The following is a 24,409-nucleotide window of genomic DNA, read 5'->3' as shown; positions in this document are numbered from 1 at the left end:
CCGTCAATGAGGTGACGAGTCAGTCACCCGTCAGGATGAGCCCGCTCGTCGGCACCCCGGTCCCGGCCGTGACCAGCACCCGCGCCGCGCCCGCGACCTGGTTGGCCGCCGTGCCGCGGAGCTGGCGGACCCCCTCCGCGATGCCGTTCATGCCGTGGATGTACGCCTCGCCGAGCTGGCCGCCGTGCGGGTTGAGGGGCAGCGCGCCGTCGAGCTCCAGCGCCCCGTCGGCGATGAAGTCCTTCGCCTCGCCGCGGCCGCAGAAGCCCAGCTCCTCCAGCTGCATCAGCACGTACGGCGTGAAGTGGTCGTAGAGCACGGCAACGTCCACATCGGACGGTTCCAGGCCCGCCTGCGCCCACAGCTGCCGCCCGACGACGCCCATCTCCGGCAGCGCGGCCAGGTCGTCGCGGTAGTAGCTGGTCATCACGTACTGGTCCGGCCCGCTCCCCTGCGCCGCCGCGGCGATCACCGCCGGCGGCCGCGCCAGGTCACGCGCCCGTTCCACGCTGGTGACGACCAGCGCGACCCCGCCGTCGCTCTCCTGGCAGCAGTCGAGCAGGTGCAGCGGCTCGGCCACCCAGCGTGACGCCTGGTGCTCCGCCAGGGTGATCGGCCGGCCGTGGAACCACGCGTCCGGGTTGGTCGCCGCGTGCTTGCGGTCGATCACCGCGACCCGCCCGAAGTCCTCGCTCGTCGCGCCGTAGTCGTGGAGGTACCGCTGCGCGACCATGGCCACCGTAGCCGCCGGCGTCGCGATGCCCATCGGGTAGTGGAACGCGTTGTCCACGCCCGAGGAGTTGACCTGGCCGGCCGCCGCGGACGACACCTGGCCGAAGCGGTGTCCGGACCGCTCGTTGAACGCCCGGTACGCGACCACGACGTCCGCGACACCGGTCGCCACCGCCATCGCGGCCTGCTGCACGGTCGCCGCCGCGGCCCCGCCGCCGTAGTGGATCCGGCTGAAGAACTTCAGCTCGGGGATGCCCAGTTCCCGCGCGACCGCGATCTCCGCGTTGCCGTCCATGGTGAACGACACCAGACCATCCACATCGGACGGCGCGAGCCCGGCGTCGGTCAGCGCGTGCGAGATGCATTCGGCCGCCAGCCGCAGTTCGCTGCGCCCGGAGTCCTTCGAGAACTCCGTCGCGCCGATCCCGGCGATCGCCGCCTTCCCGGACAACGTCACGGCAGCGTCACCTCCACGGTCCCGGCGACGTGCTCGCCGAGGCTGCCCACACCGGACACCGAGACGACGACGTCCTTGCCGTCGGCGGAAACCACGCGGCCGGTGAACGTCAGCGTGTCGTAGGCGTAGCAGGGCACACCGAGCCGGATCTTGATCGACCGGATCAGCGCCTCGGGCCCGGCCCACTCCGAAACGAACCGCTGGACCAGGCCCGTGTCGGTGAGGATGTTGAGGAAGATGTCCTGCGAACCGCGGGCCACGGCCGAGTCGCGGTCGTGGTGGACGTCCTGGAAGTCGCGGGTGGCCAGCGCCGTGCTGACCACGAACGTGGGCGTCGCCTCGATCGTCAGCGGCGGCAGCTCGGCCCCTTCGGCGACGGCGGTCATCGGGCCACCTTCCACGCGGGCAGGGTCAGGTCGTCGTCGACGCGGACGAACGCCGCGACCACCGGCAGTCCGATGTGGACCTCGTCCGGACCGGCGTCCAGAAGCTCGGCCAGCACCCGGACCCCTTCCTCCAGTTCCACCAGGGCCACCACGAACGGCAGGTCCTTGCCCGGCACCGGCGGGTGGTGGTGCACGACGTAGGAGAACACGGTCCCGCGGCCGCTCGCGACGACGTAGTCGGGCTTGGTGTCCAGCGAGCCGTCGGGCGGCATCGGCCCCGGCGGGTGCCGCAGCGTTTCCCCCCACCGCTGGATCCGCAGTTCCCCTTCGCGAAGACCGGCCCAGAAGAACTCCGTGTCCCGGCTGATCACCGGGCGCAGCACCGGCGACGGCGGCGGCTTCGGGGCGGCCGGCCGGAACTTCAGCACCCGGAACAGCATTTCGGCGACGGCCTCGTCCTCCACGTACCAGGTCATCCGCGTGGTGACGAACCAGCCTTCCCCGAGCGCGGTCTTCTTCGGCCCGGCGACGCTCTCCAGCCGCGTGCGGGCCCGGACCTGTTCGCCGGGCCGCAGGTAGCGGTGGTAGGTCTGCTCGGAGTTCGTCGCGACGACGGAGGTGAACCCGGCCTCGTCGAGCAGCTCCATCATCAGACCCAGGGGATCGTCGCTGCCCCGCGGCGCGTTCAGGCCGCCCATCGTCCACACCTGGACCATCGCGGGCGGCGCGACGAGTCCCCTGTGGACGCTGGCCGCGGCGAACTCCGGGTCGGTGTAGACCGGGTTGCGGTCGCCGATCGCCTCGACCCAGTTGTTGACCATGGCCTGGTTGACCGGATCGCGGGCGAGGCGCGGCGCGCACTCCCCGCGCGCGGCGATCGCCGCGGCGGCCTCTTCGATGTTCATCGTGGCACCCTCGGCAGGCCCAGGCCGATCGACGCGATCAGCTCCCGTTGGATTTCGCTGACGCCACCGCCGAACGTCAGCACGATGTTGCGCTTCGCCGTGAGGTCGAGCCAGTCCGCCAGCTCCGCGGTGTCCGGATCGGACAGATCGCCGTGTCGCGCCACCAGCTCTTCCAGGCTCCGGCCGATCCGCTGGATGACCTCGGAGCTGAACACCTTGGTCGCCGACGCGTCGGCGACGCTCACCGGCGCGCCGGCCGAGGACACCGCGACCTGCCAGTTCAGCAGCTCGTTCACCCGCGTCACGGCGAGCGCGTCGGCCAGCACGGCCCGCACATCCGCGAGGTCCAGCAGGCCGTGCGCGGCCGCCCAGGCGTGCACGCGGTCGTACAGGCCGCCGACGCGCCCGGCCGGGCCGAGCATCACGCGCTCGTGGTTCAGCTGGGTGGTGATCAGCCGCCAGCCCGCGTTTTCGGTGCCCACCAAGCGGTTCGCCGGGACGCGGACGTCCGAATAGTACGTCGCGTTGACGTGGTGCGCGCCGTCGCAGGTGATGATCGGCGTCCACGAGTAGCCGGGATCGCTCGTGTCGACGATGAGGATCGAGATGCCCTTGTGCCGCGGCGCGTCCGGGGCGGTCCGCACGGCGAGCCAGATGTAGTCGGCGTCGTGCCCGCCGGTGGTGAAAATCTTCTGGCCGTTGACGACGTAGGAGTCGCCGTCGCGCACCGCCGTCGTCCGCAGCGCCGCCAGGTCGGTCCCCGCCTCCGGCTCGGTGTACCCGATCGCGAAGTGGATCTCGCCGGCCAGGATCTTGGGCAGGAAGAAGGACTTCTGTTCGTCCGTGCCGAATTCCTGCAGCGTCGGCCCGACCGTCTGCAGTGTGACCGACGGCAGCTGGACGTCGGCGCGCGCGGCCTCGTCGACGAACAGGTGCTGCTCGATCCCGCCGAAACCCCGGCCGCCGTACTCGACCGGCCAGCCGACGCCGAGCCGGCCGTCGCGGCCCATCCGGCGGACGATCTCGCGGAACACCGGCCCGTGCCGCTCGCGCCGCATGGCCCGGCGCTCCTCCGGGCTGATCAGCCCGGCGAAGTACGCCCGCAGCTCGGCCCGCAGTTCCCGTTGCGCTGCGGTCAGTTCGACGTGCATCCGCTCACCCCGCCACTCGTTCGCCGAGCCTGCCGAGCCGGTGCGCGGCGCCGCCGAGCGCCCGGCCGAGATCCTTGACCGCCGACGAATACCGGTGCAGCGGATAGGTTTCGTCGACGCCGACGCCGCCGTGCAGGTGGTGGCAGGTCGCCAGCGCTTCCGGGGCCTGCGAGGCGAACCAGTAGGCGGCGACGTCGAGTTCGGCGTCCGCGTCGAGACCCGAAGCCAGCCGCCACACCGCGGACGTCACGGCGAGGTGCACGGTCCGGGCGGCCACGTAGACGTCGGCGATCTGCCCGGCCACCGCCTGGAACGTCGCGAGTGGACGGCCGAACTGGGTGCGTTCGCCGACGTGCTTGACGGTCAGCGCGAGCGCGCCGGCCAGCAGGCCGTCGCCGTGGGCGAGCGCGCCGGCCAGCGCGAACCGGTGCAGGACGGCGACGGCGTCCCCGTCGGCCAGCAGGTCGGTCTCCTCGACGGCGACGGCGGCCAGGCGCACGGTGCATTCGGGAGTTCCGGCCGAGTTGCGCGTGGGGACGAGCGTGACGCCCTCGGCGTGCGGATCGACCAGGTAGACGGCGGTGCCGTGCGGAGTGGACACCGGCGTGAGGATCCGCTGCGCCTCGGCCGCGTACGGGACGGCGGTCTTGACGCCGTCGAGCACCCAGTGGCCGTCGTCGGCGCGCGCGGTGGTCGCGGGCCGGGCGGCCAGCGGGGCGGACGGCTCGTGCAGGGCCGCGGTCAGCAGGCCGTCCCCGGCCGCGACCGGCGGCAGGAGGGCGGCGCGCTGCGCGGGCGTGCCGAGCGTCTCGACGGGCAGGACACCCAGCGCCAGCGCGGCGTAGGCGGGCGCAGGCGCGGCGACCCGGCCGGTTCCGGTGAGGACCTGGGCGACCTCCGCGACGCCGAGACCGTCGCCTCCGAGGTCCGACGGCAGCGCGAGGGCGAGCAGCCCGGCCGCCGCCAGTGCGCGCCACGGATCGTCTTCCGAGCCGAGCACTTTCGCGGCCAGCGCGGCGATCTCGGTCTGGGTTTCGTCAAGGGTGAAGTCCACGCCCGCCCTCCGGATCGACGCAATACTGAAACATGTTCTAGTCTTAACCGGAAAGCACCGGCACGGCAACCCCCGCCGGGCACGGGCCGCCGTCCACGCCGACGAAGGAGCTCACGTTGGGACGCTTCAGCTTGCCGGAGCAGGCCCCCGGCGGCCTGGACTCGCCGGTCACGGCCAAGGTCATCAAGTACGCGGCGAAGGCGCAGGTGGCGGTCTTCCGGCTGACCGGCGGGCGGGTCGGCAGCACCTGGCGGATCGGGGCCGGGTTCCGCAAGCCGGTGCCGACGCTGCTGCTGGAACACCGCGGCCGCAGGTCGGGCCGGTTGTTCACCACGCCGCTGCTGTACCTGCGGGACGGCGAGGACGTCGTCATCGTCGCGTCCCAAGGCGGCCTGCCCAGGCACCCTCAGTGGTACTTCAACCTGCTGGCGCACCCCGAAACCCGGATCGGCCTCAAGGGCCGCCGCGGGGTCCCGGTCCGGGCGCGGGAGGCCGGGCCGGCCGAACGCGACGAGCTCTGGCCGCGGCTGGTCGAGCTGTACGCGGACTTCGCGAAGTACCAGGCGTGGACCGAGCGGGAGATCCCGGTCGTGGTGCTCAGCCCGCAGCCTTGAGCAGCTCGGCGAGCGCGTCCGGCAGCGCGTCGGCCAGCGGCCACAGGTCCTTGACCAGCTCGCGCGCGCCGAGCAGGCCGACGTGCACCCGGCCGGCGTTGGACAGCACCGTGACGTTCAGCCCGGCGCCGTGGAAGACCGGGCCGAGCGGGTAGAAACCGGTGATCCGCGCGCCGAGGAAGTACAGCGGCATCGGCGGGCCGGGCACGTTCGAAACGACCAGGTTGTGCACCACCGGGTGCTTTTCGGCCAGCCGCAGCGCCGAATACGCGCGCACGGCGAGCCCGAACGCCGTCGCGGCCGAGAACTGCGCCCAGTCCTGCAGCATGTCGGCGTCGATGTCGTGGTGGTGGTCCTTCGACCGCCGGTTGGCCTCGGCGAGGAAGAACACCCGCGCGGCCGGGTCGGCCAGGTGCGTCGGCAGGGAGGCGAAGAACGCCGAAACCTTGTTGCTGCCGTGCTCCCGTTCGGTGCGGTCGTGCACCGAGACCGGGACGGTCGCCACCAGCGGGTCCGCCGGCAGCTCGCCGCGCGCGGCGAGGAACTCCCGCAGCGCCCCGGCGACGAGCGCGAGCACGACGTCGTTCACCGTGACCCCGAAGGCGTTCTTGACCTCCTTGACCTCGGCCAGGTCGAGCTGCGCGAACGCGACACTGCGGTGCCCGGTGATCGTGCCGTTGAGCGACGTCCTCGGCGCGGTGAAGGGCACCGGCATCCCCTGGCCGCGCACCGCCCGGCCGAGCCACCGCGGCACCAGACCCAGCAGGTCCGGCAGCAGCCGCGCGACCTCGGCGGGCCGTCGCACGACGTTCTCGACACCGGAGCGCAGCAGGTCCAGCGGCGACGGCGGCCCGGCATTGCCGCGCTCGCCGACCTCCGGCATCGGCCCGTCCGGCTCCAGCCCGGCGAGGTGGGTGATCAGGCCGGCGCCGCTGACGCCGTCGACGCTCGCGTGGTGCATCTTGAGCAGGACGGCGAACTGGCCGTCGGCCAGGCCCTCGATGACGTACAGCTGCCACAGCGGGTGCGCGCGGTCGAGCTGCTGCCCGGCGATGTGCGCGCACAGGGCGGCCAGCTCGGTGCGGTCGCCCGGGGCGGGCACGCCGATGCGGTGCACGTGGTGGTCGAGGTCGAAGTCCTCGTCCTCGACCCACACGGGGTGGCCGAGGTTCCAGAGCGGATTGTGCAGTTTGCGGCGGAACGCCGGGATTTCCCGGACCCGCGCGTCGAGTTTCTCCTCGAGCTTCGCGAACGAATAGCCGCCGGGGACGGTCGAACCGTCCAGCACGAGCAGTCCGCAGACGTGCAGGACCTGAGCGGGCGTCTCGAGGTAGAGGAAGCTCGCGTCGAGGCCGCTCAGTCTCTGCATGGCGCCAGGGTAGGCCACTTCCGGTGAGCGGCGCGTCACCCTACTCGCCGGTATCATCGCGCTGGTGCAGCCGAACTTCCTGATCCGTCGCGCGGTCCAGCTCGGTCTGACCGCGAACGCGCTCCGCCCGCTGCGGGCCCGGTCCACGACGATCCCGGCGTTCTTCGCCGGCTGGCTGACCAGCGAACTGGCCCCGCAGTTCCTGGCCCTGACGGCGGCGGACGCCCTGATCCACACCGCCCGCCACGGCGTCGGCGACCGGTCGACGAAGGCCGGCCTGGCGATGGCGGCCGCGTCCGCCGCCGGGCTGGCCACGCTGGTCCGCACCGGGCACGGCGCCCGCGAGGAGATCGAGAAGGCACTGACGTCGGCGCTGGGTTCGGACTATGCGGAGGAGCTGGGCCGTTCGGACCTGGGCCTGCCGTGGGGCGAACTGGCGCTGCCGTTCCGGATGGGCGCCCCGGACGTGCGGGTCGACCGCAACATCGCCTACGCCCCGGGCGGCAAGCGGTTCCTGCTGGACGTCTACCGCCCGGCGGAACCGGTTTCCGGCGCCCCGGTGCTGCTGCAGGTCCACGGCGGCGCGTGGGTGATCGGCAACAAGGAGGAGCAGGGCCGGCCCCTGATGCGCTACCTGGCCCGCCGCGGCTGGGTGTGCGTCGCGATCAACTACCCGCTGGCCCCGGCCCACCGCTGGCCGGCGCACATCGTCGCGGCGAAGCAGGCACTGGCCTGGATCCGCTCATCGATCACCGCGTACGGCGGCGACCCCCGGTTCGTGGCGGTGACGGGCGGTTCGGCGGGCGGGCACCTGTCGGCGTTGCTGGCGTTGTCGCAGAACGACCCGGCGCTGCAGCCGTCGTTCGAGGACGCGGACACGAGCGTCCAGGCGTGCGTCCCCCACTACGGCGTGTACGACTTCGCGGCGACCTCCGGGGCGCCGGCGAGCAAGTACCGGCTGGAAAGCCTGATCGCACGCCGGGTGTTCGCCCCGGACCGCGACCCGGTGTCCCACCTGGACGACTACATCGCGGCGTCCCCGCTGGACCGGATCACGTCGGACGCACCGCCGTTCTTCGTGATCCACGGGCGCGACGACTCCCTGGTCCCGGTCCGCGAGGCCCGCGAGTTCGTGCGGCGGTTGCGGGAGAAGTCCCGGCAGCCGGTGGCGTACGCGGAGCTGGCGGGAGCGCAGCACGCGTTCGACGTGTTCACGTCGGTGCGGTCGGCGCACGTGGTCCGCGGGGTGGCGCGGTTCCTGGACTACACGTACAACGCTTGGAAGGCCGAGCACGCTGAAGCTCAGTAGACGAGGTCGAGGGGGCTCGCCGAGGGTGGGCCGTCAAGGCACCACTCCCCTCCTTCGCGGACGAAGCGGTACCAGCGCGCGTCGCGGCCGTAGCGGAGTTGCAGTTCTCCTTGGGTGAGGCGGTTTCGCCACACCTTCGGCGTTCCCGGCAGGCCCGCGTCCGCCAGGATCTGCTGCGCCTCGGCCAGGGGGCCCGGGCCGGGCTGCCACGTGTCGCGCAGGACGGCCAAGCCGCCGCGGCCTGCTTCGCGCCAAGCCTCGGCCCAGCGGGTCAGGTCGCGGGGTGGGAGGTGCGCCGCCGTGGCCAGGGCGGTGATCTCCGGGCCGGTGCGGGCGGCCGCGCGGCGGGCGAGGTCCTCCTCGAACGTCAGCTGCGTCGCCGTCACGTCGCTCGTCAGGAGATCGCGGGCGAGGGCGGCCGCGTCCGCCGCGAGGGCGGAGAGGGCCGCGGCCGTCCAGCCCGTGGCCGGGGGCGGGTCGAGGTCCAGGACCGCCGGCGGTCCGGGGATCCGCGGTGGCGGGGGCAACGCCGGGAGCGGGCCCGGCCGCCGCGTGTAGGCCGCTCGCGGGGTCAGACCTTCGTCGGCGGGCTTCGGCAGCTTCGGTCGTTCACCGCGCGCCGGCGACCGGCGGGCGCGGAGTTCGGCCAGCACGTCCGCCCGCGGACGGCCGCGCAGCAGGAAGAGCGTGAACGGGTCGCGGTCCACCTCGTCGGCGACCAGGTAGTACACCGCGGCGACGTGCTTGCAGGGGTTCGCCGAGTCCGGGCACGAGCACCGCGGCCGCAGGTCGCCCGGGCCCGGCAGCAGGTCGGCACCCGCTTCCCGGGCCTGCTCGGCCAGCGCGCCGGGCAGCTCGCCGTCGAGCAGCGCGGCCGCGTGCCCGAGTTGCGTGCCGACCACGCCGAGCAGGGTGTCCCACTCGCCGTCGGTGAAGGTGCGCATGGTGATCTTCACCTGGTAGGGCCGCGGCCGGCTGCCGCGCACCCGCGCCGTGACGTCGCCGGCGCCGACGTGCAGCTCGCTGACCGTGCCTTTGCGCGCGTACGTCCGCCCGCGCGGCAGCCGGTTCGGGTCGAGCTTCGCGCGTTGCTCCAGGGCGTCGACCCAGGCGCGGCCCCACCAGGTGGTGCCGAAGTTCCGCCGTGGCGGCATCACCCGCTCCCGAGCCGGACGAGGTCGGCGAGCTCGTCGTCGGACAGCTCGGTGATCCAGTCCTCTCCCGCACCGACGATCGACTCGGCGAGCCCGCGCTTCTTTTCGAGGACCTGCGCGATCCGCTCTTCGAGGGTGCCCTCGGCGATCAGCCGGTGCACCTGGACGGGCCTGTCCTGCCCGATGCGGTACGCGCGGTCGGTGGCCTGGTCTTCGACCGCGGGGTTCCACCAGCGGTCGTAGTGGATCACGTGGGTGGCCCGGGTCAGGTTGAGCCCGACGCCGCCGGCCTTGAGCGAGAGCAGGAAGACCGGGATTTCGCCGGCCTGGAACCGGTCGACCATGTCCTGGCGTTTCGCCGGCGAGCTGTCGCCGGAGAGCAGTTCGGTGGGCAGGCCGCGGTCCTGGAGCCGGCGCCGGAGCAGCCGGCAGAGCTGGACGTACTGACTGAAGACGAGCACGCTTTCGCCCTCGTCGAGGATCACGTCCAGCAGTTCTTCGAACGCGGCGAGCTTGCCGGAACGGCCGGTGAGCGCGCCGTGCGGTTCTTTGAGGAACTGGGCGGGGTGGTTGCAGATCTGCTTGAGCTCGGTGAGCAGCTGCAGCACCTGGCCGCGCCGCTTGATGCCCTGCGTCTCGCGGATTTCGGCGAGGTTCTCCCGCACGACGGCCTCGTACAGCGTGGTCTGCTCGGCGGTCAGCGGCACGAACCGGTCGGTCTCGGTCTTGGGCGGCAGCTCCGGGGCGATGTCCGGGTCGCTCTTGCGCCGCCGGAGCAGGAACGGCCGGACGGTGGCGGCCAGCCGCTCGGTGACGGCCTTGTCCCGGTCGCGTTCGATCGGCCGCGCGACGGTCCGGCGGAAGCGGTCGAGCGGACCGAGCAGGCCGGGCGTGGTCCAGTCCACGATGGACCACAGTTCGGTGAGCCGGTTTTCGACCGGGGTGCCGGTGAGGGCGACTTTGGCTTGCGCGGGAATCTTGCGCAGTTCCTTGGCGGTGGCGGACAGCGGATTCTTGACGTGCTGCGCTTCATCGGCGGCGACGAGACCCCAGTCCACTTCGGACAGGGTCTCGCGATCCCGCCGGAGAACGCCGTAGGTGGCGAGGACGACCTCGTCGGCCGCGAGATCGTCGAGGTGACGGCGGCCGCCGTGGAACCGGCGGACGGGGATGCCGGGGGCGAAGCGGGCGAACTCGCGCTCCCAGTTGCCGAGGAGGGAGGTGGGACAGAGGACGAGGGTGGGCCCGCCGGCGGTGAGCGGGGGCTCGGCGGGAAACGGCTCATCACCGGCTGCCACCGGCTCGCCAACCGGTGCCGGCCCCGGTTGCGCGACCTCGACGGGCACCGCCGCATTACCACCCGCCGCGGGCGCCGGCCCCGCCTGCGGCGCCTCCCCCGGCACCGCCGCACCACCAGCCACCACGGGCGCCGCCCCCGGTTGTCCGGCCGAGGCGAGCCCGGCCGACCTCGCCAGCTCTCGCCGGTGCAGGTGGAGGGCGATCAACTGGATCGTCTTCCCCAACCCCATGTCGTCGGCCAGGCACGCACCCAGCCCGAGCCCCGTCATCGTCGCCAGCCAGGCCAGGCCCGCCTGCTGGTACGGGCGCAACGTTGCCCGCAGCCCCTCCGGCGGCGCCACCGCGGCCTCCGCCCGGTCCCGGATACGGGCGGCCAGCCCGCCCAGCGCCGGCGGTGCCACGAACTCCACCCGCTCGCCGTCCAGCTCCAGCTCGCCCGTCAGCGCCGCCGCCAATGCCTCGCCCGCGTCCAGCTTGCGGGTGCGGCCGCGGACCCGGGCCAGCAGCTGCGGATCCACCCGCACCCACTGCCCGCGCAGGCGGACCAGCGGCCGTTTCGCCTCGGCCAGGGCCGCCACCTCGGCTTCGGTCAGCTGCTCGCCGCCGAGGCTGAGCTGCCAGCGGAACTCCAGCAGCGAACGCAGCGCGAACTCCGGCCCCGCGACGCTCGCCGGCGCCTGGGTGGCGCTCGCCTTCGCCTTCACCTCGCCCGCGAACAGCCCCTTCGACCACAGCACCTCGATGCCCGCGCCGCCCAGCTCGCGGGCGCCGTCGGTGAGGAGGTCGACCACCTCGTCGTCGGACAGGGCGAGGGACGCCGGCGCCGGCTCGGCCAGCACGCGGCTCAGCGGTGCCCAGGCCCGCGCGCCGCGGCGCAAGCCCAGCAGGAGCTGCGTCTCGACCTGGTCACCGAGGCGGTTCAGGACCGCGTCCGGCGCGTCCCACAGCGTCGCCGCCTCCACCACCAGGCTCGGCTCCGCCCGGCTGCGCACCGCCAGCACGCCGGCGAACGAGTCGTCGTCCCGGCCCTCGACGCGCAGGAGCACCTGCACCCCGCGTGGCTCGCGGGCCTCCAGTTCCGTCAGCCACGCGGCGCCGTCCGGGCCCGGCAACGCCGGCTCGCGGGCCGCGAACGCCGGGTCGCCGGCGCCGACGGGCGCGGCCGGGCTGCGGACCAGCAGGTCGGCCGTCGCGTCCCAGAGCGCGCGGACCAGGGAGTCCGGCGAGTGCAGGCGGATGCGTTTCAGCCCCGTCAGCGGCAGCGCGTACGCCTCCGGTGGCAGCGCGCCCGCCAGCCCTCGCAGCAGCTCTTCGTCGGCGGCGTCGAGCGGGCCGATGCGCCAGGCCGCCGCGCCGGCCGGGGACACCGCGGGGCGCAGCCGGCCCCGGGCGACGAGGTTCACCCCCGCGTTGACCGCGGCCGACCACGCCGCGACCGCCGGGCTGGCCCCCTCCCCCACCGCCAGCAGCCGCGGCAGCGCCCGCTCGAGCGGGACCAGCTCCGCGTCGACCTTCGTCCGCGCGAACTTGGCTCCCCGGGGCAGCACGAGCTCGATCGTGGTCCCGCCGGCCACGTCCTCGCCCCACAAGGCCAGCACGCCGTCCCGCGGGGGATCCGCGGGAAGGTAGGTGGCCTGGGTGTCTGCGCTGAACTCCACGACCGCCACGCTAGAACACGACCCCGACAGTTTTGCCCTCGGCGGCGCGAACGGTCCTTTCGCACCGTTTCTCAACGCAACCCACCCGGGCGCGAAGGGGCATCACCCGTGATCGGGGAGGCAGCACGCGTGATCAGGAGGGCCGCACGCGTGACCGGCGGGGCATCAGCCGCGGGGCAGGCCCAGGAGCCGTTCGGCCGTGAGGGACCGCAGGACCTGGGTCGTGCCGCCGGCGATCGAGAGGCAGCGGGTCAGCAGGAACTCGTGCTGCGCCGGGCCGTCGGCCAGCAGGGCGCCCGTGCCGGCCAGTTCCAGGGCGAACTCGGCCACGTCCTGCCGGTGCGAGACGCCGAGCAGCTTGCGGACGCCCGACTCCGCGCCCGGGTCCTGGCCCTCCAGCCGGCGGAGGGCCGCCCGCAGGTCCAGCACGGAACCCGCGACCCCGGCCGCCACCAGCGCGCCGAGCCGGTCCACCGCGACCTCGTCCAGCAGCGCGGCGTCCAATGTGGACACCAGCGACCGCACGCTCTCGCCGACCGCCGAGCCGCTGCCGATGGCCACCCGCTCGTTGGCCAGCGTCGTGCGCGCCAGCCGCCAGCCGCCGCCCGGGGCGCCGACGACGTCCGCGTCCGGCACGAACACGTCGTCGAGGAACACCTCGTTGAACACGGCCTCCCCGGTGATCTCCCGCAACGGCCGGGTCGTGATGCCCTCGGCGCGCATGTCGACCAGGAAGTACGTGATGCCCCGGTGCTGGGGGGCGCCCGGGTCGGTGCGGGCCAGGCAGATGCCCCAGTCGGCTTCGCGGGCCAGCGACGTCCACACCTTCTGCCCGGACAGCCGCCAGCCGCCCTCGACGCGCCGGGCCGCCGTCCGCAGCGCGGCCAGGTCCGAGCCCGCGCCGGGCTCGCTGAACAGCTGGCACCAGGTGAGCTCGCCCCGCAGGGTCGGCCGGGCGAACCGCGCGCGCTGCTCGTCGCTGCCGTGTTCGAGGATCGTCGGCACGGCCCACGCGCCGATCACCAGGTCCGGACGGCGGACTCCGGCCGCGCTCAACGCGGCGTCGATCCGCAGCTGCTCCGCGGCATCGGCGCCGCGGCCGTAGGGCGCCGGCCAGTGCGGCGTCAGCAGCCCCGAGTCAGCCAGCGCAACGCGTTGCGAGGCCGCGGGCAGCGCGGCGATCCGCGCCACCTCGTCCCGCAGCGAAGGATCGTCACCGACGTCGGCACCCAGCGTCCGCTCGGTACCGGAGAGGACCAGTGAAGCCGCCCGCCGCCGCCACGACCCGCCGAGCCACTGCCGCAGGGCCACCGCCCGGCGCAGGTACAGGTGCGCGTCGTGCTCCCAGGTGAACCCGGTCCCGCCGAGCACCTGGACGCAGTCCTTGGCGTTGGCGACGGCCGCGTCGAGGGTGACGACGGCCGCGCTCGCCACCGACAGCGGGTGCTGCCCGGACGCCGCGTCCCAGGCCAGTGCCTCGGCGGCTTCGGCGCGGCAGAGCATCTCGGCGCACAGGTGCTTGACCGCCTGGAACGCCCCGATCGGCTTCCCGAACTGCTCGCGGACCTTGGCGTGGTCGACGGCGATGGTCAGGCACCGCCGCGCGACGCCCGCCGCCTCGGCCGCGGCCAGGATCGCGGCCAACGGCTCGACCGGCGGCACCGCGAGCGGGTCGGCGTGCACGCCGGAAAACCGGATGCGGGCCAGCGAACGCGAGAAGTCGAACGCGCCGAGGGGCTCGACGCTCACCCCGGGCGTCCCGGGCGCGAGCAGCACGTGGCCGCCGTCGGCCGGCACCAGCAGCCAGGTCCCGGGATCCGCGCCGGGGACGGGCCCGCTGACGCCGTCCTCGAACGATGGGGCGTCCAGCAGGACGGCGACGGTGGCCTCCCCCTCGGCGACGGCGGCGAGCAGCTCCTTCGCCTGGGGCACTCCGGCCAGCAGGAGCCCGGCGAGGGCGGTCCCCAGTACCGGCCCGGGAACGAGTTCTTCCGCCGCCGCGGCGAGCCCGGCGGCGAGATCGGCGAGACTGCCGCCGGCCCCGCCGGCCGCCGCGGGCAGCGCGACGCCGAGCAGGCCGAGGCCGGCGAAGCCCGCCGGGATCCCCGCGCCGGCCCCGGTTTCCGCCGCGCGCACCGCCTCTCGCGGGTGGTGCGCCGCGGACCAGGCGTGGATCGCCGCGGCCAGCGCGGCCTGTTCCTCGGTGAGCGCGACCGGCATCGGGCCTCCTCGCAGAGCATGACACTACTCGCGAGTGTAGAACGTGTTACAGTTTTTCGGCCAGTGGGTCAGCTGTCGCGGGGTTCGCCAGGACAGGTAACCTACGTCGTGAACTGGAACAAGTTCCGAAGGACGGGGGAACGCCGATGCCCGGCAAGACGAAGGCCCGCGGCAACGGCCTGAGCGCGATCGGGGCTGACGAACTCGGCTCGGCCGCCCAGCGCGACCGCCGCCGCCGCATCATCGACGCCACGCTCGCGCTGGCCTCGAAGGGCGGCTACGACGCGGTGCAGATGCGCGCGGTCGCCGAGAAGGCCGACGTCGCCCTCGGCACGCTGTACCGGTACTTCCCCTCGAAGATTCACCTGCTCGTGTCCGGGCTGGCCCGCGAGTTCGAGCGCGCGCAGGAGAAGCTGGAACGCCAGGCCATCCCCGGCGACACGCCGGCCGAGCGGCTGATGTTCGTGCTCGGCCGCAACACGCGCCTGATGCAGCGCGACCCGCACCTCACCGAGGCCATGGTCCGCGCGTTCATGTTCGCCGACACGTCCGCGGCCGCCGAGGTCGAGCAGGTCGGGCGGCTGATGGAGAACATGTTCGCCAAGGCGATGGGCATCGCCGAGCCGGCCGAGGCGGACCGCGACATCTTCCACGTCGTCGCGGACGTGTGGATGGCCAACCTGGTGGCCTGGGTCACCCGCCGCGCCTCGGCCGCCGACGTCGCGAACCGCCTCGAACTCTCGGTGCACCTGCTGCTGGACAAGTAGCCGCCGCACCCGGCCCCGCGGGGCACGCTTCCCGTTTGCCGGCTCCGGACAGGCGAACACCCCGCCCGGACCGGCAACCGCCGCCGCTGCGACGTCCCCTGCGCCATGGCCCGCGGGGGCGCCCCACATTACCTTTTTCGTAGTTCCTGATCGAGGAGCTGTGGTCACCAGGTCCGGCATGACTTGCGCCCCCAGTCGAAGGCATGATCCGGGAGGTGGTGTCACCGGGTTTGGTGGCATCGACCGACCGCTGATAGCCACACGGCCACCGGCTTGGCAGGTCTCGTCGCAGGCGTGGGTGCCGGCGCTCGATGCCTGATCGGTGACCACATCGCGGCGAACGAACGGCATGGTGGATGAGCAGCACTTTCAGCGTGTTCCTCGGCCTGGACGTCGGCAAGGACGACCACCACGTCGTCGGCGTCGATCCCGACGGCAAGCGACTGCATGACGGGCCTCTGCCCAATAGCGAACCGAAGCTGCGAGCCTTGTTCGACAAGCTCGCCCAGCATGGAACTGCTGGTCGTGGTCGACCAGCCCGCCACCATCGGGGCGCTGCCGGTCGCCGTCGCCCGAGCGGCCGGGCAGCAGGTCTCCTATCTGCCCGGCCTGGCCATGCGCCGCATCGCCGACCTCTACCCGGGACGCGCGAAAACCGACGCCCGGGACGCGTTCGTCATCGCCGACGCGGCCGATCGCTGCCCCACACCCTTCGACCCGTCGATGTCGGAGACGAGGTGTTGGCCGAACTGGAGGTGCTGGTCGGGTTCGACGACGACCTGGCCGGCGAAGCGATCCGGATCAGCAACCGCATCCGGGGCTTGCTCACCGGCATCCATCCCGCTCTCGAGCACGCGATCGGCCCGCGGATCTCGCATCCGGCGGCGCTGGAGATCCTCTCCCGCTGCGGAGGCCCGGCCCGCATCGCCAAAGCCGGCCGCCGCAAGCTCACCGCGATCGCCAAGGTCCACGCACCCCCGCCTCGGCGAGAGACTGGTCGAGGCGAAGCAGGTCGAGGGTGATGTCCACCCGCTGACCTCGATGCCCGGCATCGGCGTCAGGACCGCAGCCCGCATCCTCCTCGAAGTCGGCGACGCCTCGAACTTCGCCAGCTCCGGGCATCTGGCGGCCCACGCCGGCATCGCCCCGGTCACCCGCAGCTCCGGCACCAGCATCAAGGGCGAACACCCCGCCCGCACCGGCAACCGCCAGCTCAAACGCGCGTTCTTCCTCGCCGCCTTCGCCTCGTTGTCCGACCCGACCAGCCGCACCTACTACGACCGCAAACGAGCCGAGGGCAAGAAACACAACGCCGCCCTCATCTGCCTAGCCCGCCGCCGCTGCGACGTCCTCTACGCCATGCTCCGCAACGGCACCCACTACCGACACCCCCAACCAGCCCCCGCCGCGGCTTGACAACCACATAGGAACACCCCCGGTTCCACGCTATCGCCCGGCACCGACAGTTCCGGCGCCGAGCGTCGCGGAAGTCATCCTCAGCGGTGGGCGGCGGCCACCTCGGCCAGCTCGTCCAGCGCCTTGAGCGTCTCCGCTTCCGGCAGCGTGTCCAGCAGGAACGTGTACCGCTCCACCCCCGCCTCGCGGAAGCCCTCGATCACCTTCGGCGTCGTCGGGCCGCCGAACACCGCGAACCGGACGTCCGCACGGCCCTGGTCGGCCAGCCAGCCGCGCACCCGCTGGGCCTCCTGGTACTTCGTGTAGCCCCGGAGCAGCCAGCCGTCGCCGTACTTGACCAGCCGGTTCAGCGCCGCCTCGCTTTCGCCGCCGATGTAGATCGGGACGTGGGGCTGCTGCACCGGCTTCGGCCAGCTGAAGATCGGGTCGAAGTCGATGTGCGCACCGTGGAACTCCGCCTGCTCCGAAGTCCAGATCTCCTTGAGCGCGGCCAGCTGCTCGTCCATCAGCGCGCCGCGGGTCTTCGGGTCCGTGCCGTGGTTGCGCATCTCCTCGCGGTTCCAGCCGACGCCGACGCCGAACAGCGCGCGGCCGTCGGAAACCAGGTCCAGGGAGGCGACCTCCTTCGCCGTGTGGATCACGTCCCGCTGCATCAGCAGCGCGATCCCGGTGCCCAGCAGCAGCTCCGAGGTCGCCGTCGCCGCCGCGGTGAGCGCCACGAACGGGTCGAGCGTGCGGTAGTACACGCGCGGCAGCTCGCCCCCGCCCGGGTACGGCGTTTCCCGGCTCGCCGGGATGTGCGAGTGCTCGGCCAGCCACAGCGAGTCGAAGCCGCGCTCTTCCAGGGCCGCACCCAGCACGTCCGGCCTAATGCCCTCGTCGGTCACGAAGGTCGAAATCCCGAATTCCATGCTTCCAGGACTACCACCCGGCCGGCCGGGAGTGCAGGATGGAGTGATCTCATCATACGTTGAATAAAGGGGTGGTCATGGACGTGCGGGACGTCGACTTCGAAGAGCTCTACCGCGGCGGCTCGCCGATCGGCCGGAAGCTGCCGTGGGACCTGGGCGAGCCGCAGCCCGCCGTCGTCGCGCTGGCCGACGCGGGCGCGTTCACCGGTGCCGTCCTCGACATCGGCTGCGGCCTCGGGGACAACTCCGCCTTCCTCGCCTCCCGCAGCCTGCACGTCACCGGCCTGGACGGCGCGCCGTCGGCCGTCGAGCAGGCCCGGGCCCGTGCCGCGGAGAAGGGCCTCGACATCGAGTTCGCCGTCGCCGACGCGACGAAGCTCGAAGGCTACGAAGGCCGCTTCGACACGGTTCTCGACAGCGCGCTCTACCACTGCCTCGGCGAGGACGAGCGCCGCGCGTACCTCGCCGCCCTGACCCGCGCGACCCGCCCGGGCGCGCGGCTGCACCTCTTCGCCTTCTCCCCGGAGGTGCCGGCCGGCTTCCCGGCGCCGTACCTGATCAGCGAGGCGAACCTGCGGGAGACCGTCGGGCAGGACTGGACGATCGAGAAGCTCGAACCGGCGGTCTACACGACGTCGATGACGCCGGAGGAGCTGCGCCAAAGCGTCCGGGCCGTGCTGGGCGACGAGTCCGCCGACCTGACCGGGCTGGCCCCCGACGCGGATGGCCGTGTCCTCGTCCCCGTCTGGTCCCTGACCGCGGTCCGCCGCTAGACATTGCGCCGGTACTGGCCCCCGACCTCGAAGAACGCCTCCGTGATCTGACCGAGCGAGCACACCCGCGCGGCATCCACCAGCACTCCGAACAGGTTGCCGCCGCGGGTGGCCGCCTCGCGCAGGGTCTTCAGCGCCTGCTGGGCCTCCTCGTGGTGGCGGTGCTGGAAGTCCGCGAGGCGGTCCAGCTGGGACTGCTTCTCGTCCTCCGTAGCCCGCGCGAGCTCGACCTCGACGTCGGATTCGCCCTCGTGCGGGTTGCGGAAGGTGTTGACGCCGATGATCGGCAGCGAGCCGTCGTGCTTCTTGCGCTCGTACAGGATCGACTCGTCCTGGATCTTGCCGCGCTGGTAGCCGGTTTCCATCGCGCCGAGCACGCCGCCGCGCTCGGAAATCCGGTCGAACTCGGCCAGCACGGCCTCCTCGACCAGGTCGGTCAGCTCGTCGATGACGAACGAACCCTGCAGCGGGTTCTCGTTCTTCGACAGGCCCCACTCCTTGTTGATGATCATCTGGATGGCCATCGCGCGGCGCACCGACGACTCCGACGGCGTGGTGATCGCCTCGTCGAACGCGTTGGTGTGCAGGGAGTTCGCGTTGTCGTACAGCGCGCACAGCGCCTGCAGCGTGGTGCGGATGTCGTTGAAGCTCATCTCCTGCGCGTGCAGCGACCGCCCGGACGTCTGCACGTGGTACTTCAGCTTCTGCGACCGCTCGTTCGCGCCGTAGCGCTCGCGCATGGCCACGGCCCAGATCCGCCGCGCCACCCGGCCGAGCACCGAGTACTCCGCGTCCATGCCGTTGGAGAAGAAGAACGACAGGTTCGGCGCGAAGTCGTCGATGTCCATCCCGCGCGCGAGGTAGGACTCGACGTAGGTGAAGCCGTTGGACAGCGTGAAGGCCAGCTGCGAGATCGGGTTCGCCCCGGCCTCGGCGATGTGGTAGCCGGAGATCGAAACCGAATAGAAGTTGCGGACCCCGTGCTCGATGAACCACTCCTGGATGTCGGCCATCATCCGGAGGCTGAACTCGGTGGAGTAGATGCAGGTGTTCTGACCCTGGTCCTCCTTGAGGATGTCGGCCTGCACCGTGCCGCGGACGTTGCGCAGCACCCACTCGCGCAGCTCGGCGGCCTCGGCGTCGGACGGCTCGCGCCCGTGTTCGGCCCGGAACGCCTCGAGCTTCTGGTCGATCGCGGTGTTGAGGAAGAAGGCCAGGATTGTCGGCGCGGGGCCGTTGATCGTCATCGACACCGACGTGTTCGGCGCGGTCAGGTCGAAGCCGTCGTAGAGCGCCTTCATGTCGTCGAGCGTCGCGATCGACACGCCCGACGTGCCGACCTTGCCGTAGATGTCGGGGCGCGTGTCGGGGTCGTGGCCGTAGAGGGTCACCGAGTCGAAGGCCGTCGAGAGCCGCTTGGCCTCCGAGTCGGCCGACAGCAGCTTGAACCGCCGGTTGGTGCGGAACGCGTCACCCTCGCCGGCGAACATCCGCGCCGGGTCCTCGCCGTCGCGCTTGAACGGGAAAACGCCGGCGGTGTAGGGGAAGTAGCCCGGCAGGTGTTCGCGGCGCAGGAACGACAGCAGCTCGCCGGACTCGGCGTACCGCGGCAGGGCGACCCGCGGGATCCGGTTGCCCGACAGCGTGTCGCGCCACAGCTGCGTGCGCAGTTCCTTGTCGCGGATCTTCACGACGAGCTCGTCCTGGCGGTATTCCCCGGCCAGCGTCCGGAACCGCGCCAGCAGCTCGGTGGCCTCACCGTCCACAGCGGACTCGGCCGCGGCGAGCAGCCCGTCCAGCGCGTCGGTCGACGCGTCCACCTTGGCCAGCTCCTCGCGCGCGACGGCCAGCGCCTCGCGCTTGCGGATCGCGGCGACCTGCTGCTGCGTCTTCGCGTGGTAGCCGCGCACGGTGTCGGAAATCTCGGCCAGGTACCGGGACCGGTTGCCCGGGATGATCGTCGAGGCGTCGGTCGAAACCTTGCCCGCCACCTGCGGCAGCGTCCCCGCGGACACGCCGAGGCCGCGCTCGGCGAGCATTCCCCGCAGGTGCTGGTAAAGCGCGGTGACGCCGTCGTCGTTGAACTTCGCCGCGCTCGTGCCGTACACCGGCATGTCCTCCGGCGAAGACGAGAACGCCTCGCGGTTGCGGACCAGCTGGCGGGCGACGTCCCGGCGGGCGTCCTCGGCGCCGCGGCGCTCGAACTTGTTGATCGCGACGACGTCGGCGAAGTCGAGCATGTCGATCTTCTCCAGCTGCGACGCGGCGCCGAACTCCGGCGTCATCACGTACAGCGACTCGTCCACGAAGTCGACGATCCCGGCGTCGCCCTGCCCGATGCCCGGCGTCTCGACGATCACCAGGTCGAAGCCGGCGGCCTTGCAGGCCAGGATCGACTCGCGCAGCCCGGCCGGGATCTCCCCCGACGTCGTGCGCGTGGCCAGCGAGCGGAAGTACACCGGCGAGCCGTCGAGGCAGTTCATCCGGATGCGGTCGCCGAGCAGCGCGCCGCCGCCCTTGCGCCGCGACGGGTCGACGGCGAGCACCGCGATCCGCAGCTTGTCCTCCTGGTCGAGCCGGAAGCGGCGGATGAGCTCGTCGGTGAGCGACGACTTGCCCGAGCCGCCGGTGCCGGTGATGCCGAGCACCGGGACCTCGCGCTTGCCCGCGGCCGCGGTGAGGCCGCCCAGCAGCTCGCCGGGCAGCTTCTCGGCCTGCAGCTGCGTGATGACGCGCGAAAGCGAGGCGACGTCGCCGGAGAGCACCTTGTCCAGGGCCGGAGCCTCGGCCGCCAGGTCGACGTCGCAGGCCTTGATCATCAGGTTGATCATGCCCGGCAGGCCCAGCTCGTAGCCGTCCTCGGGCGAGAAGATGCGGGCGACGCCGCGCGAGTGCAGCAGCTCGATCTCCTCGCGCACGATCACCCCGCCCCCGCCGCCGAAGACCTTGATGTGCCCGGCGCCGCGCTCGCGCAGCAGCTCGACCAGGTAGGAGAAGTACTCGACGTGCCCGCCCTGGTAAGCAGAGATGGCCACACCCTGGACGTCCTCGGCGATGGCCGCGGTGGCGACCTCGTCGACCGACCGGTTGTGGCCGAGGTGCACGACCTCCGCGCCCTGCGACTGCAGGATCCGCCGCATGATGTTGATCGACGCGTCGTGACCGTCGAAGAGGCTCGACGCCGTCACGAACCGGACGGGGTGCACGGGGCGGTGCAGCTCACTGCTCATCCTTCCAAAATACTTTGGCTTCCTACTATTGGAAACCCGAGGACCAGTGACGCAGCTCTCAGGGCAAGCGGGGAGAACCTTGACAACCACCTGCTCGTACCGGTAGTTAACAGGTACGTTAATTAACGAGGTGGTGAAATGACGGACACGTTGAGCCGGACGTTCTCGGCCCTCGCCGACCCGACCCGGCGCGCCATCCTCGCGCGGCTGTCGGCCGGCGAAGCGACGGTCAACGAGCTGGCCGAGCCGTTGCCGATGAGCCTGCCCGCGGTGTCCCGGCACCTGAAGGTGCTGGAAGAGGCCGGGTTGATCACCCGCGGCCGCACCCGCCAGTGGCGGCCCTGCCGGCTGGAGGCCAAGCCCCTCGAAGACGTCGCGGACTGGGTCGCGACCTACCGCCCCTTCTGGGACGACGGGTTCGACCGCCTCGAGGACCACCTGAGGAGGCTGACCGGCGATGCCTGACCTCTCCATCACGCGCGTGTTCGACGCCCCGCGCGAGCTCGTCTTCGCCGCGTGGACCGACCCCGACCAGCTGGCGAGCTGGCTCGGCCCGCGCGGCTACACCGGCTCCGCCGTCACCCTCGCCACCCGCCCCGGCGGCGCGTGGCGGGCGTGCATCCGCTCCCCCGAGGGCGACGAGCACTGGATGCACGGCACCTACCGCGAGATCACCGCCCCCGAGCGGCTGGTGTTCACCTTCGCCTGGGACACCGAAGGCGACCTGCGCGCCGAGACCCTGGTGACGATCGCCTTCGCCGACCTCGACGGCAAGACCGAGATGACCTTCGTCCAGACCGGCTTCCCGACCGCCGCCGACCGCGACGGCCACGACGAGGGCTGGACCTCCAGCTTCGAGGACCTGACCGGCTTCATCCGAGGAAAGGACGCCCGATGACCGCCACCCTGCCCGAGATCGTCTCGCCGGAGGACTGGCAGGCCGCGCGCGAAGCGCTGCTGGCCAAGGAGAAGGAGCTGATGAAGGCGGCCGACCACCTCGCCGCCGAACGCCGCCGGCTGCCGATGGTGCCCTTCACCAAGCCGTACGAGTTCGACTCGGGCGCGGGGAAGCAGAGCCTGCTCGACCTGTTCGACGGCCGCCGCCAGCTGATCGTCTACCACTTCATGCTTCACCCGGGCGACGAAGCGGGCTGCCCCGGCTGCTCCCTGATCGTCGACAACCTGCCGCACCTGGCGCACCTGCACGCCCGCGACGTCACGCTGAAGGTCGTCGCGCCGGCGACGCCCGCGGAGATCGAGCGGTACAAGGCGCGGATGGGCTGGGACGTGCCGTGGGTGTCGGCGCACGGCAGCGACTTCACCGAGGACTGCGGCGTCGGCCGCGGCTTCGGCGTCAGCGTGTTCCTCCGCGACGGCGACGACGTCTACCGGACGTACTTCACCTCCGGCCGCGGCGGCGAGATGTTCCTCGCGTCGCACCGGTACCTCGACGTCACGCCCCTGGGCCGCCAGGAGGCGTGGGAGGAGGAGAGCCGCGGCAACGACGGCCCCGGCTCGTGGTGGCGCCGCCACGACGAGTACTGAGGGCACCCCGAGCGGCAGCAGGTTGCCCGCTCGCCGAAGTACCCGCGTGGCTCGGCCTCGGACGGGCCGAGTCGCGCATTCGGCGGGCCGGTCGGGCTGCCCGGGGGCGAGCGGCGTGGGCCCGGGCATCCCCCGGGCCCACGGCGTCAGCGCGCGTTGGCCGCCCGGAGCGCGATCCACTGCCGCATCGCGTACTCGACCAGGGTGATCAGCGTCTGCTTGGTCGACTCGCGGTCCCGGGCGTCGCAGCGGACGATCGGGATGTTCGGGTCGATCGACAGGGCCTCGCGGACGTCGTTGATGTCGTGCTCCAGCACGCCGTCGAACGTGTTGATGCCGACGATGTACGGCAGCCCGCGGTCCTCGAAGAAGTCGATCGGGGCGAACGAGTCGGCCAGCCGGCGCGTGTCGGCCAGGACCACCGCGCCGATGGCGCCGCGGACCAGGTCGTCCCACATGAACCAGAACCGCTGCTGCCCGGGCGTGCCGAACAGGTAGAGGATCAGGTCCGCGTCCAGCGACACGCGGCCGAAGTCCATCGCCACGGTCGTCGTCGACTTGCCCGGCGTGTGGTCGAGGTTGTCGACCCCCACGCTGGCGTCGGTCATCATCGCCTCGGTGGTCAGCGGCACGATCTCCGACACCGACCCGACGAACGTCGTCTTCCCCGCACCGAAACCGCCAGCCACCACGATCTTGGCGGATGTCATGGTCGGGGGCGCGGTGTCCCGCGGTGCCTTAAAGCCGACGGAGTCCACTCAAAACCCTTTCCATCAACACCAGATGTGCCTCGGCGCCGTCATTGCCCGTAATCGTCTTGTGCACCGTGACCAGCCCCGCGTCGGCCGCGTCGCTGATCAGCACCCGGGCCACGCCCAGTGGCACCCGCAGCGCCGACACGATCTCGGCGACCGAACGGGGGGTCCGGCACTCTTCCATGATCGAGATGCACTCGATCTGCTCCGCGGCGACTTCGGGGAAGCCACCGGTGGCAGCGTAGTCCTTCGCGGAGATCAGTGTCTCCAGCTCCAGCGCGTAGTTCGCCCGGGTTCGGCCGCCGGTCAGCGCGTAGGGCCGGACGATGGCCGTCAGCTCCTCGGGCGCGGGCGGCTGCTCGAACACCGCGGGCATGACGAACTCGCCGCTGGGCGGGCCCGGGTCGAACAAACCGCCTGGTCTGGGGCTGTCCCCGTCGGTACTGCCGGGCGGCGAGACTAGAGAGGTCACACGATCTCCTGGGTCGGCCGACGGCGCGGGCGCCGGCGGTTCCGCGGCCGCGTGCGCACCGGCGGCCGGGGGTGGCGGGGTCTCCTTGCTCTTCTTGCGCTTCCGGCGGGCACGGCCGGAATCCAGCGTGAACCCGTTGAGGACGTCGGCGAACGTGCCGTCGTCCCCACGCTCGGCGGGGTTGCGCCCCGCGGGTGGTTCGCCGTCGAATCCGGACCCCGTGCTCATCGCG

At 72.3% G+C, this 24,409-nt stretch carries 20 protein-coding genes and 1 pseudogene; 8 read left to right on the top strand and 13 right to left on the bottom strand.

Annotated features, from left to right (window positions below; genetic code table 11):
• Positions 1-19: 19 nt before the first annotated feature.
• The 5 genes from C2L59_RS23565 to C2L59_RS23545 are packed head-to-tail and all read right to left on the bottom strand — an operon-like array spanning position 20 to position 4,685.
• Positions 20-1,189 carry a lipid-transfer protein gene (locus tag C2L59_RS23565; RefSeq protein WP_103351682.1) on the bottom strand — a complete coding sequence of 390 codons (1,170 nt, stop codon included), beginning with the start codon at positions 1,187-1,189 and terminating at the stop codon, positions 20-22.
• Entirely contained in the window at positions 1,186-1,575 is a 390-nt protein-coding gene (locus tag C2L59_RS23560; RefSeq protein ID WP_103351681.1) for an acyl dehydratase, read from the bottom strand. Before C2L59_RS23560 ends, C2L59_RS23565 begins: the two co-directional genes overlap by 4 nt.
• The gene (locus tag C2L59_RS23555) at positions 1,572-2,480 is read right to left on the bottom strand and encodes a bifunctional MaoC family dehydratase N-terminal/OB-fold nucleic acid binding domain-containing protein (protein ID WP_103351680.1); all 909 of its coding nucleotides are present in this window, start codon (positions 2,478-2,480) and stop codon (positions 1,572-1,574) included. Before C2L59_RS23555 ends, C2L59_RS23560 begins: the two co-directional genes overlap by 4 nt.
• On the bottom strand, positions 2,477-3,631 hold the full coding sequence (locus C2L59_RS23550; RefSeq protein ID WP_103351679.1) for an acyl-CoA dehydrogenase family protein: 1,155 nt from the start codon (positions 3,629-3,631) through the stop codon (positions 2,477-2,479). Before C2L59_RS23550 ends, C2L59_RS23555 begins: the two co-directional genes overlap by 4 nt.
• A gap of 4 nt (positions 3,632-3,635) precedes the next feature.
• Positions 3,636-4,685, bottom strand: coding sequence for an acyl-CoA dehydrogenase family protein (locus C2L59_RS23545; RefSeq protein ID WP_103351678.1), 1,050 nt, complete (start codon positions 4,683-4,685; stop codon positions 3,636-3,638).
• 116 nt (positions 4,686-4,801) lie between these two features.
• Between C2L59_RS23545 and C2L59_RS23540 the strand changes: the two genes are divergently transcribed.
• Positions 4,802-5,299 (top strand): nitroreductase family deazaflavin-dependent oxidoreductase, encoded by a 498-nt coding sequence (locus tag C2L59_RS23540; protein WP_103351677.1) that lies wholly within the window; start codon positions 4,802-4,804, stop codon positions 5,297-5,299.
• Here C2L59_RS23540 and C2L59_RS23535 read toward each other — a convergent pair.
• Complete coding sequence (locus tag C2L59_RS23535; RefSeq protein WP_103351676.1) at positions 5,283-6,668, bottom strand: wax ester/triacylglycerol synthase family O-acyltransferase; 1,386 nt, start codon at positions 6,666-6,668, stop codon at positions 5,283-5,285. The genes C2L59_RS23540 and C2L59_RS23535 overlap by 17 nt on opposite strands.
• 64 nt (positions 6,669-6,732) lie before the next feature.
• Here C2L59_RS23535 and C2L59_RS23530 point away from each other — a divergent pair, with 64 nt between their 5' ends.
• On the top strand, positions 6,733-7,977 hold the full coding sequence (locus tag C2L59_RS23530; RefSeq protein ID WP_103351675.1) for an alpha/beta hydrolase: 1,245 nt from the start codon (positions 6,733-6,735) through the stop codon (positions 7,975-7,977).
• Here the strand turns inward: C2L59_RS23530 and C2L59_RS23525 are convergent.
• The 3 genes from C2L59_RS23525 to C2L59_RS23515 all read right to left on the bottom strand — a co-directional run bounded on the left by C2L59_RS23525 (position 7,971) and on the right by C2L59_RS23515 (position 14,308).
• Positions 7,971-9,131, bottom strand: coding sequence for an SWIM zinc finger family protein (locus tag C2L59_RS23525; protein WP_103351674.1), 1,161 nt, complete (start codon positions 9,129-9,131; stop codon positions 7,971-7,973). The two genes, C2L59_RS23530 and C2L59_RS23525, sit on opposite strands and share 7 nt — an antisense overlap.
• Entirely contained in the window at positions 9,131-12,088 is a 2,958-nt protein-coding gene (locus C2L59_RS23520) for a DEAD/DEAH box helicase (protein ID WP_233223646.1), read from the bottom strand. The genes C2L59_RS23525 and C2L59_RS23520 overlap by 1 nt, the downstream gene beginning before the upstream one ends.
• Before the next feature lie 165 nt (positions 12,089-12,253).
• On the bottom strand, positions 12,254-14,308 hold the full coding sequence (locus C2L59_RS23515) for an acyl-CoA dehydrogenase family protein (RefSeq protein ID WP_103351673.1): 2,055 nt from the start codon (positions 14,306-14,308) through the stop codon (positions 12,254-12,256).
• Between the two features lie 146 nt (positions 14,309-14,454).
• Here C2L59_RS23515 and kstR point away from each other — a divergent pair, with 146 nt between their 5' ends.
• Both kstR and C2L59_RS23505 read left to right on the top strand, forming a co-directional pair.
• On the top strand, positions 14,455-15,075 hold the full coding sequence (gene kstR / locus C2L59_RS23510) for a cholesterol catabolism transcriptional regulator KstR (protein WP_103351672.1): 621 nt from the start codon (positions 14,455-14,457) through the stop codon (positions 15,073-15,075).
• Between the two features lie 356 nt (positions 15,076-15,431).
• Positions 15,432-16,491 (top strand): annotated as a pseudogene (locus tag C2L59_RS23505) (IS110 family transposase).
• 80 nt (positions 16,492-16,571) lie between these two features.
• Here C2L59_RS23505 and C2L59_RS23500 read toward each other — a convergent pair.
• Positions 16,572-17,402: an LLM class F420-dependent oxidoreductase gene (locus tag C2L59_RS23500; RefSeq protein ID WP_103351671.1), complete on the bottom strand. Its 831-nt coding sequence runs from the start codon at positions 17,400-17,402 to the stop codon at positions 16,572-16,574.
• A 77-nt stretch (positions 17,403-17,479) separates the two neighbouring features.
• Here C2L59_RS23500 and C2L59_RS23495 point away from each other — a divergent pair, with 77 nt between their 5' ends.
• The gene (locus tag C2L59_RS23495) at positions 17,480-18,175 is read left to right on the top strand and encodes a class I SAM-dependent methyltransferase (protein WP_103351670.1); all 696 of its coding nucleotides are present in this window, start codon (positions 17,480-17,482) and stop codon (positions 18,173-18,175) included.
• On the opposite strand, the gene icmF is transcribed toward C2L59_RS23495, so the two are convergent.
• Positions 18,172-21,405, bottom strand: coding sequence for a fused isobutyryl-CoA mutase/GTPase IcmF (icmF, locus tag C2L59_RS23490; protein WP_103351669.1), 3,234 nt, complete (start codon positions 21,403-21,405; stop codon positions 18,172-18,174). The two genes, C2L59_RS23495 and icmF, sit on opposite strands and share 4 nt — an antisense overlap.
• A 138-nt stretch (positions 21,406-21,543) precedes the next feature.
• Between icmF and C2L59_RS23485 the strand changes: the two genes are divergently transcribed.
• The 3 genes from C2L59_RS23485 to C2L59_RS23475 are packed head-to-tail and all read left to right on the top strand — an operon-like array spanning position 21,544 to position 22,950.
• Positions 21,544-21,870 carry a helix-turn-helix transcriptional regulator gene (locus tag C2L59_RS23485; RefSeq protein ID WP_103351668.1) on the top strand — a complete coding sequence of 109 codons (327 nt, stop codon included), beginning with the start codon at positions 21,544-21,546 and terminating at the stop codon, positions 21,868-21,870.
• Positions 21,863-22,303: an SRPBCC domain-containing protein gene (locus tag C2L59_RS23480; RefSeq protein ID WP_103351667.1), complete on the top strand. Its 441-nt coding sequence runs from the start codon at positions 21,863-21,865 to the stop codon at positions 22,301-22,303. Before C2L59_RS23485 ends, C2L59_RS23480 begins: the two co-directional genes overlap by 8 nt.
• On the top strand, positions 22,300-22,950 hold the full coding sequence (locus C2L59_RS23475; RefSeq protein WP_103351666.1) for a DUF899 domain-containing protein: 651 nt from the start codon (positions 22,300-22,302) through the stop codon (positions 22,948-22,950). The genes C2L59_RS23480 and C2L59_RS23475 overlap by 4 nt, the downstream gene beginning before the upstream one ends.
• A gap of 146 nt (positions 22,951-23,096) precedes the next feature.
• Here C2L59_RS23475 and C2L59_RS23470 read toward each other — a convergent pair whose 3' ends face one another.
• A complete protein-coding gene (locus C2L59_RS23470) occupies positions 23,097-23,660 on the bottom strand; it encodes an ATP/GTP-binding protein (RefSeq protein WP_004561255.1) in 564 nt (187 codons plus the stop codon).
• A 28-nt stretch (positions 23,661-23,688) separates the two neighbouring features.
• Complete coding sequence (locus C2L59_RS49150) at positions 23,689-24,405, bottom strand: DUF742 domain-containing protein (protein WP_233223645.1); 717 nt, start codon at positions 24,403-24,405, stop codon at positions 23,689-23,691.
• Between the last annotated feature and the right edge of the window lie 4 nt (positions 24,406-24,409).

Source organism: Amycolatopsis sp. CA-128772 (assembly GCF_002904295.1).
Taxonomy (GTDB): domain Bacteria; phylum Actinomycetota; class Actinomycetes; order Mycobacteriales; family Pseudonocardiaceae; genus Amycolatopsis.
Note: the sequence above shows the minus strand (reverse complement) of the source record. Positions and strands in the feature narration are given on the sequence as shown.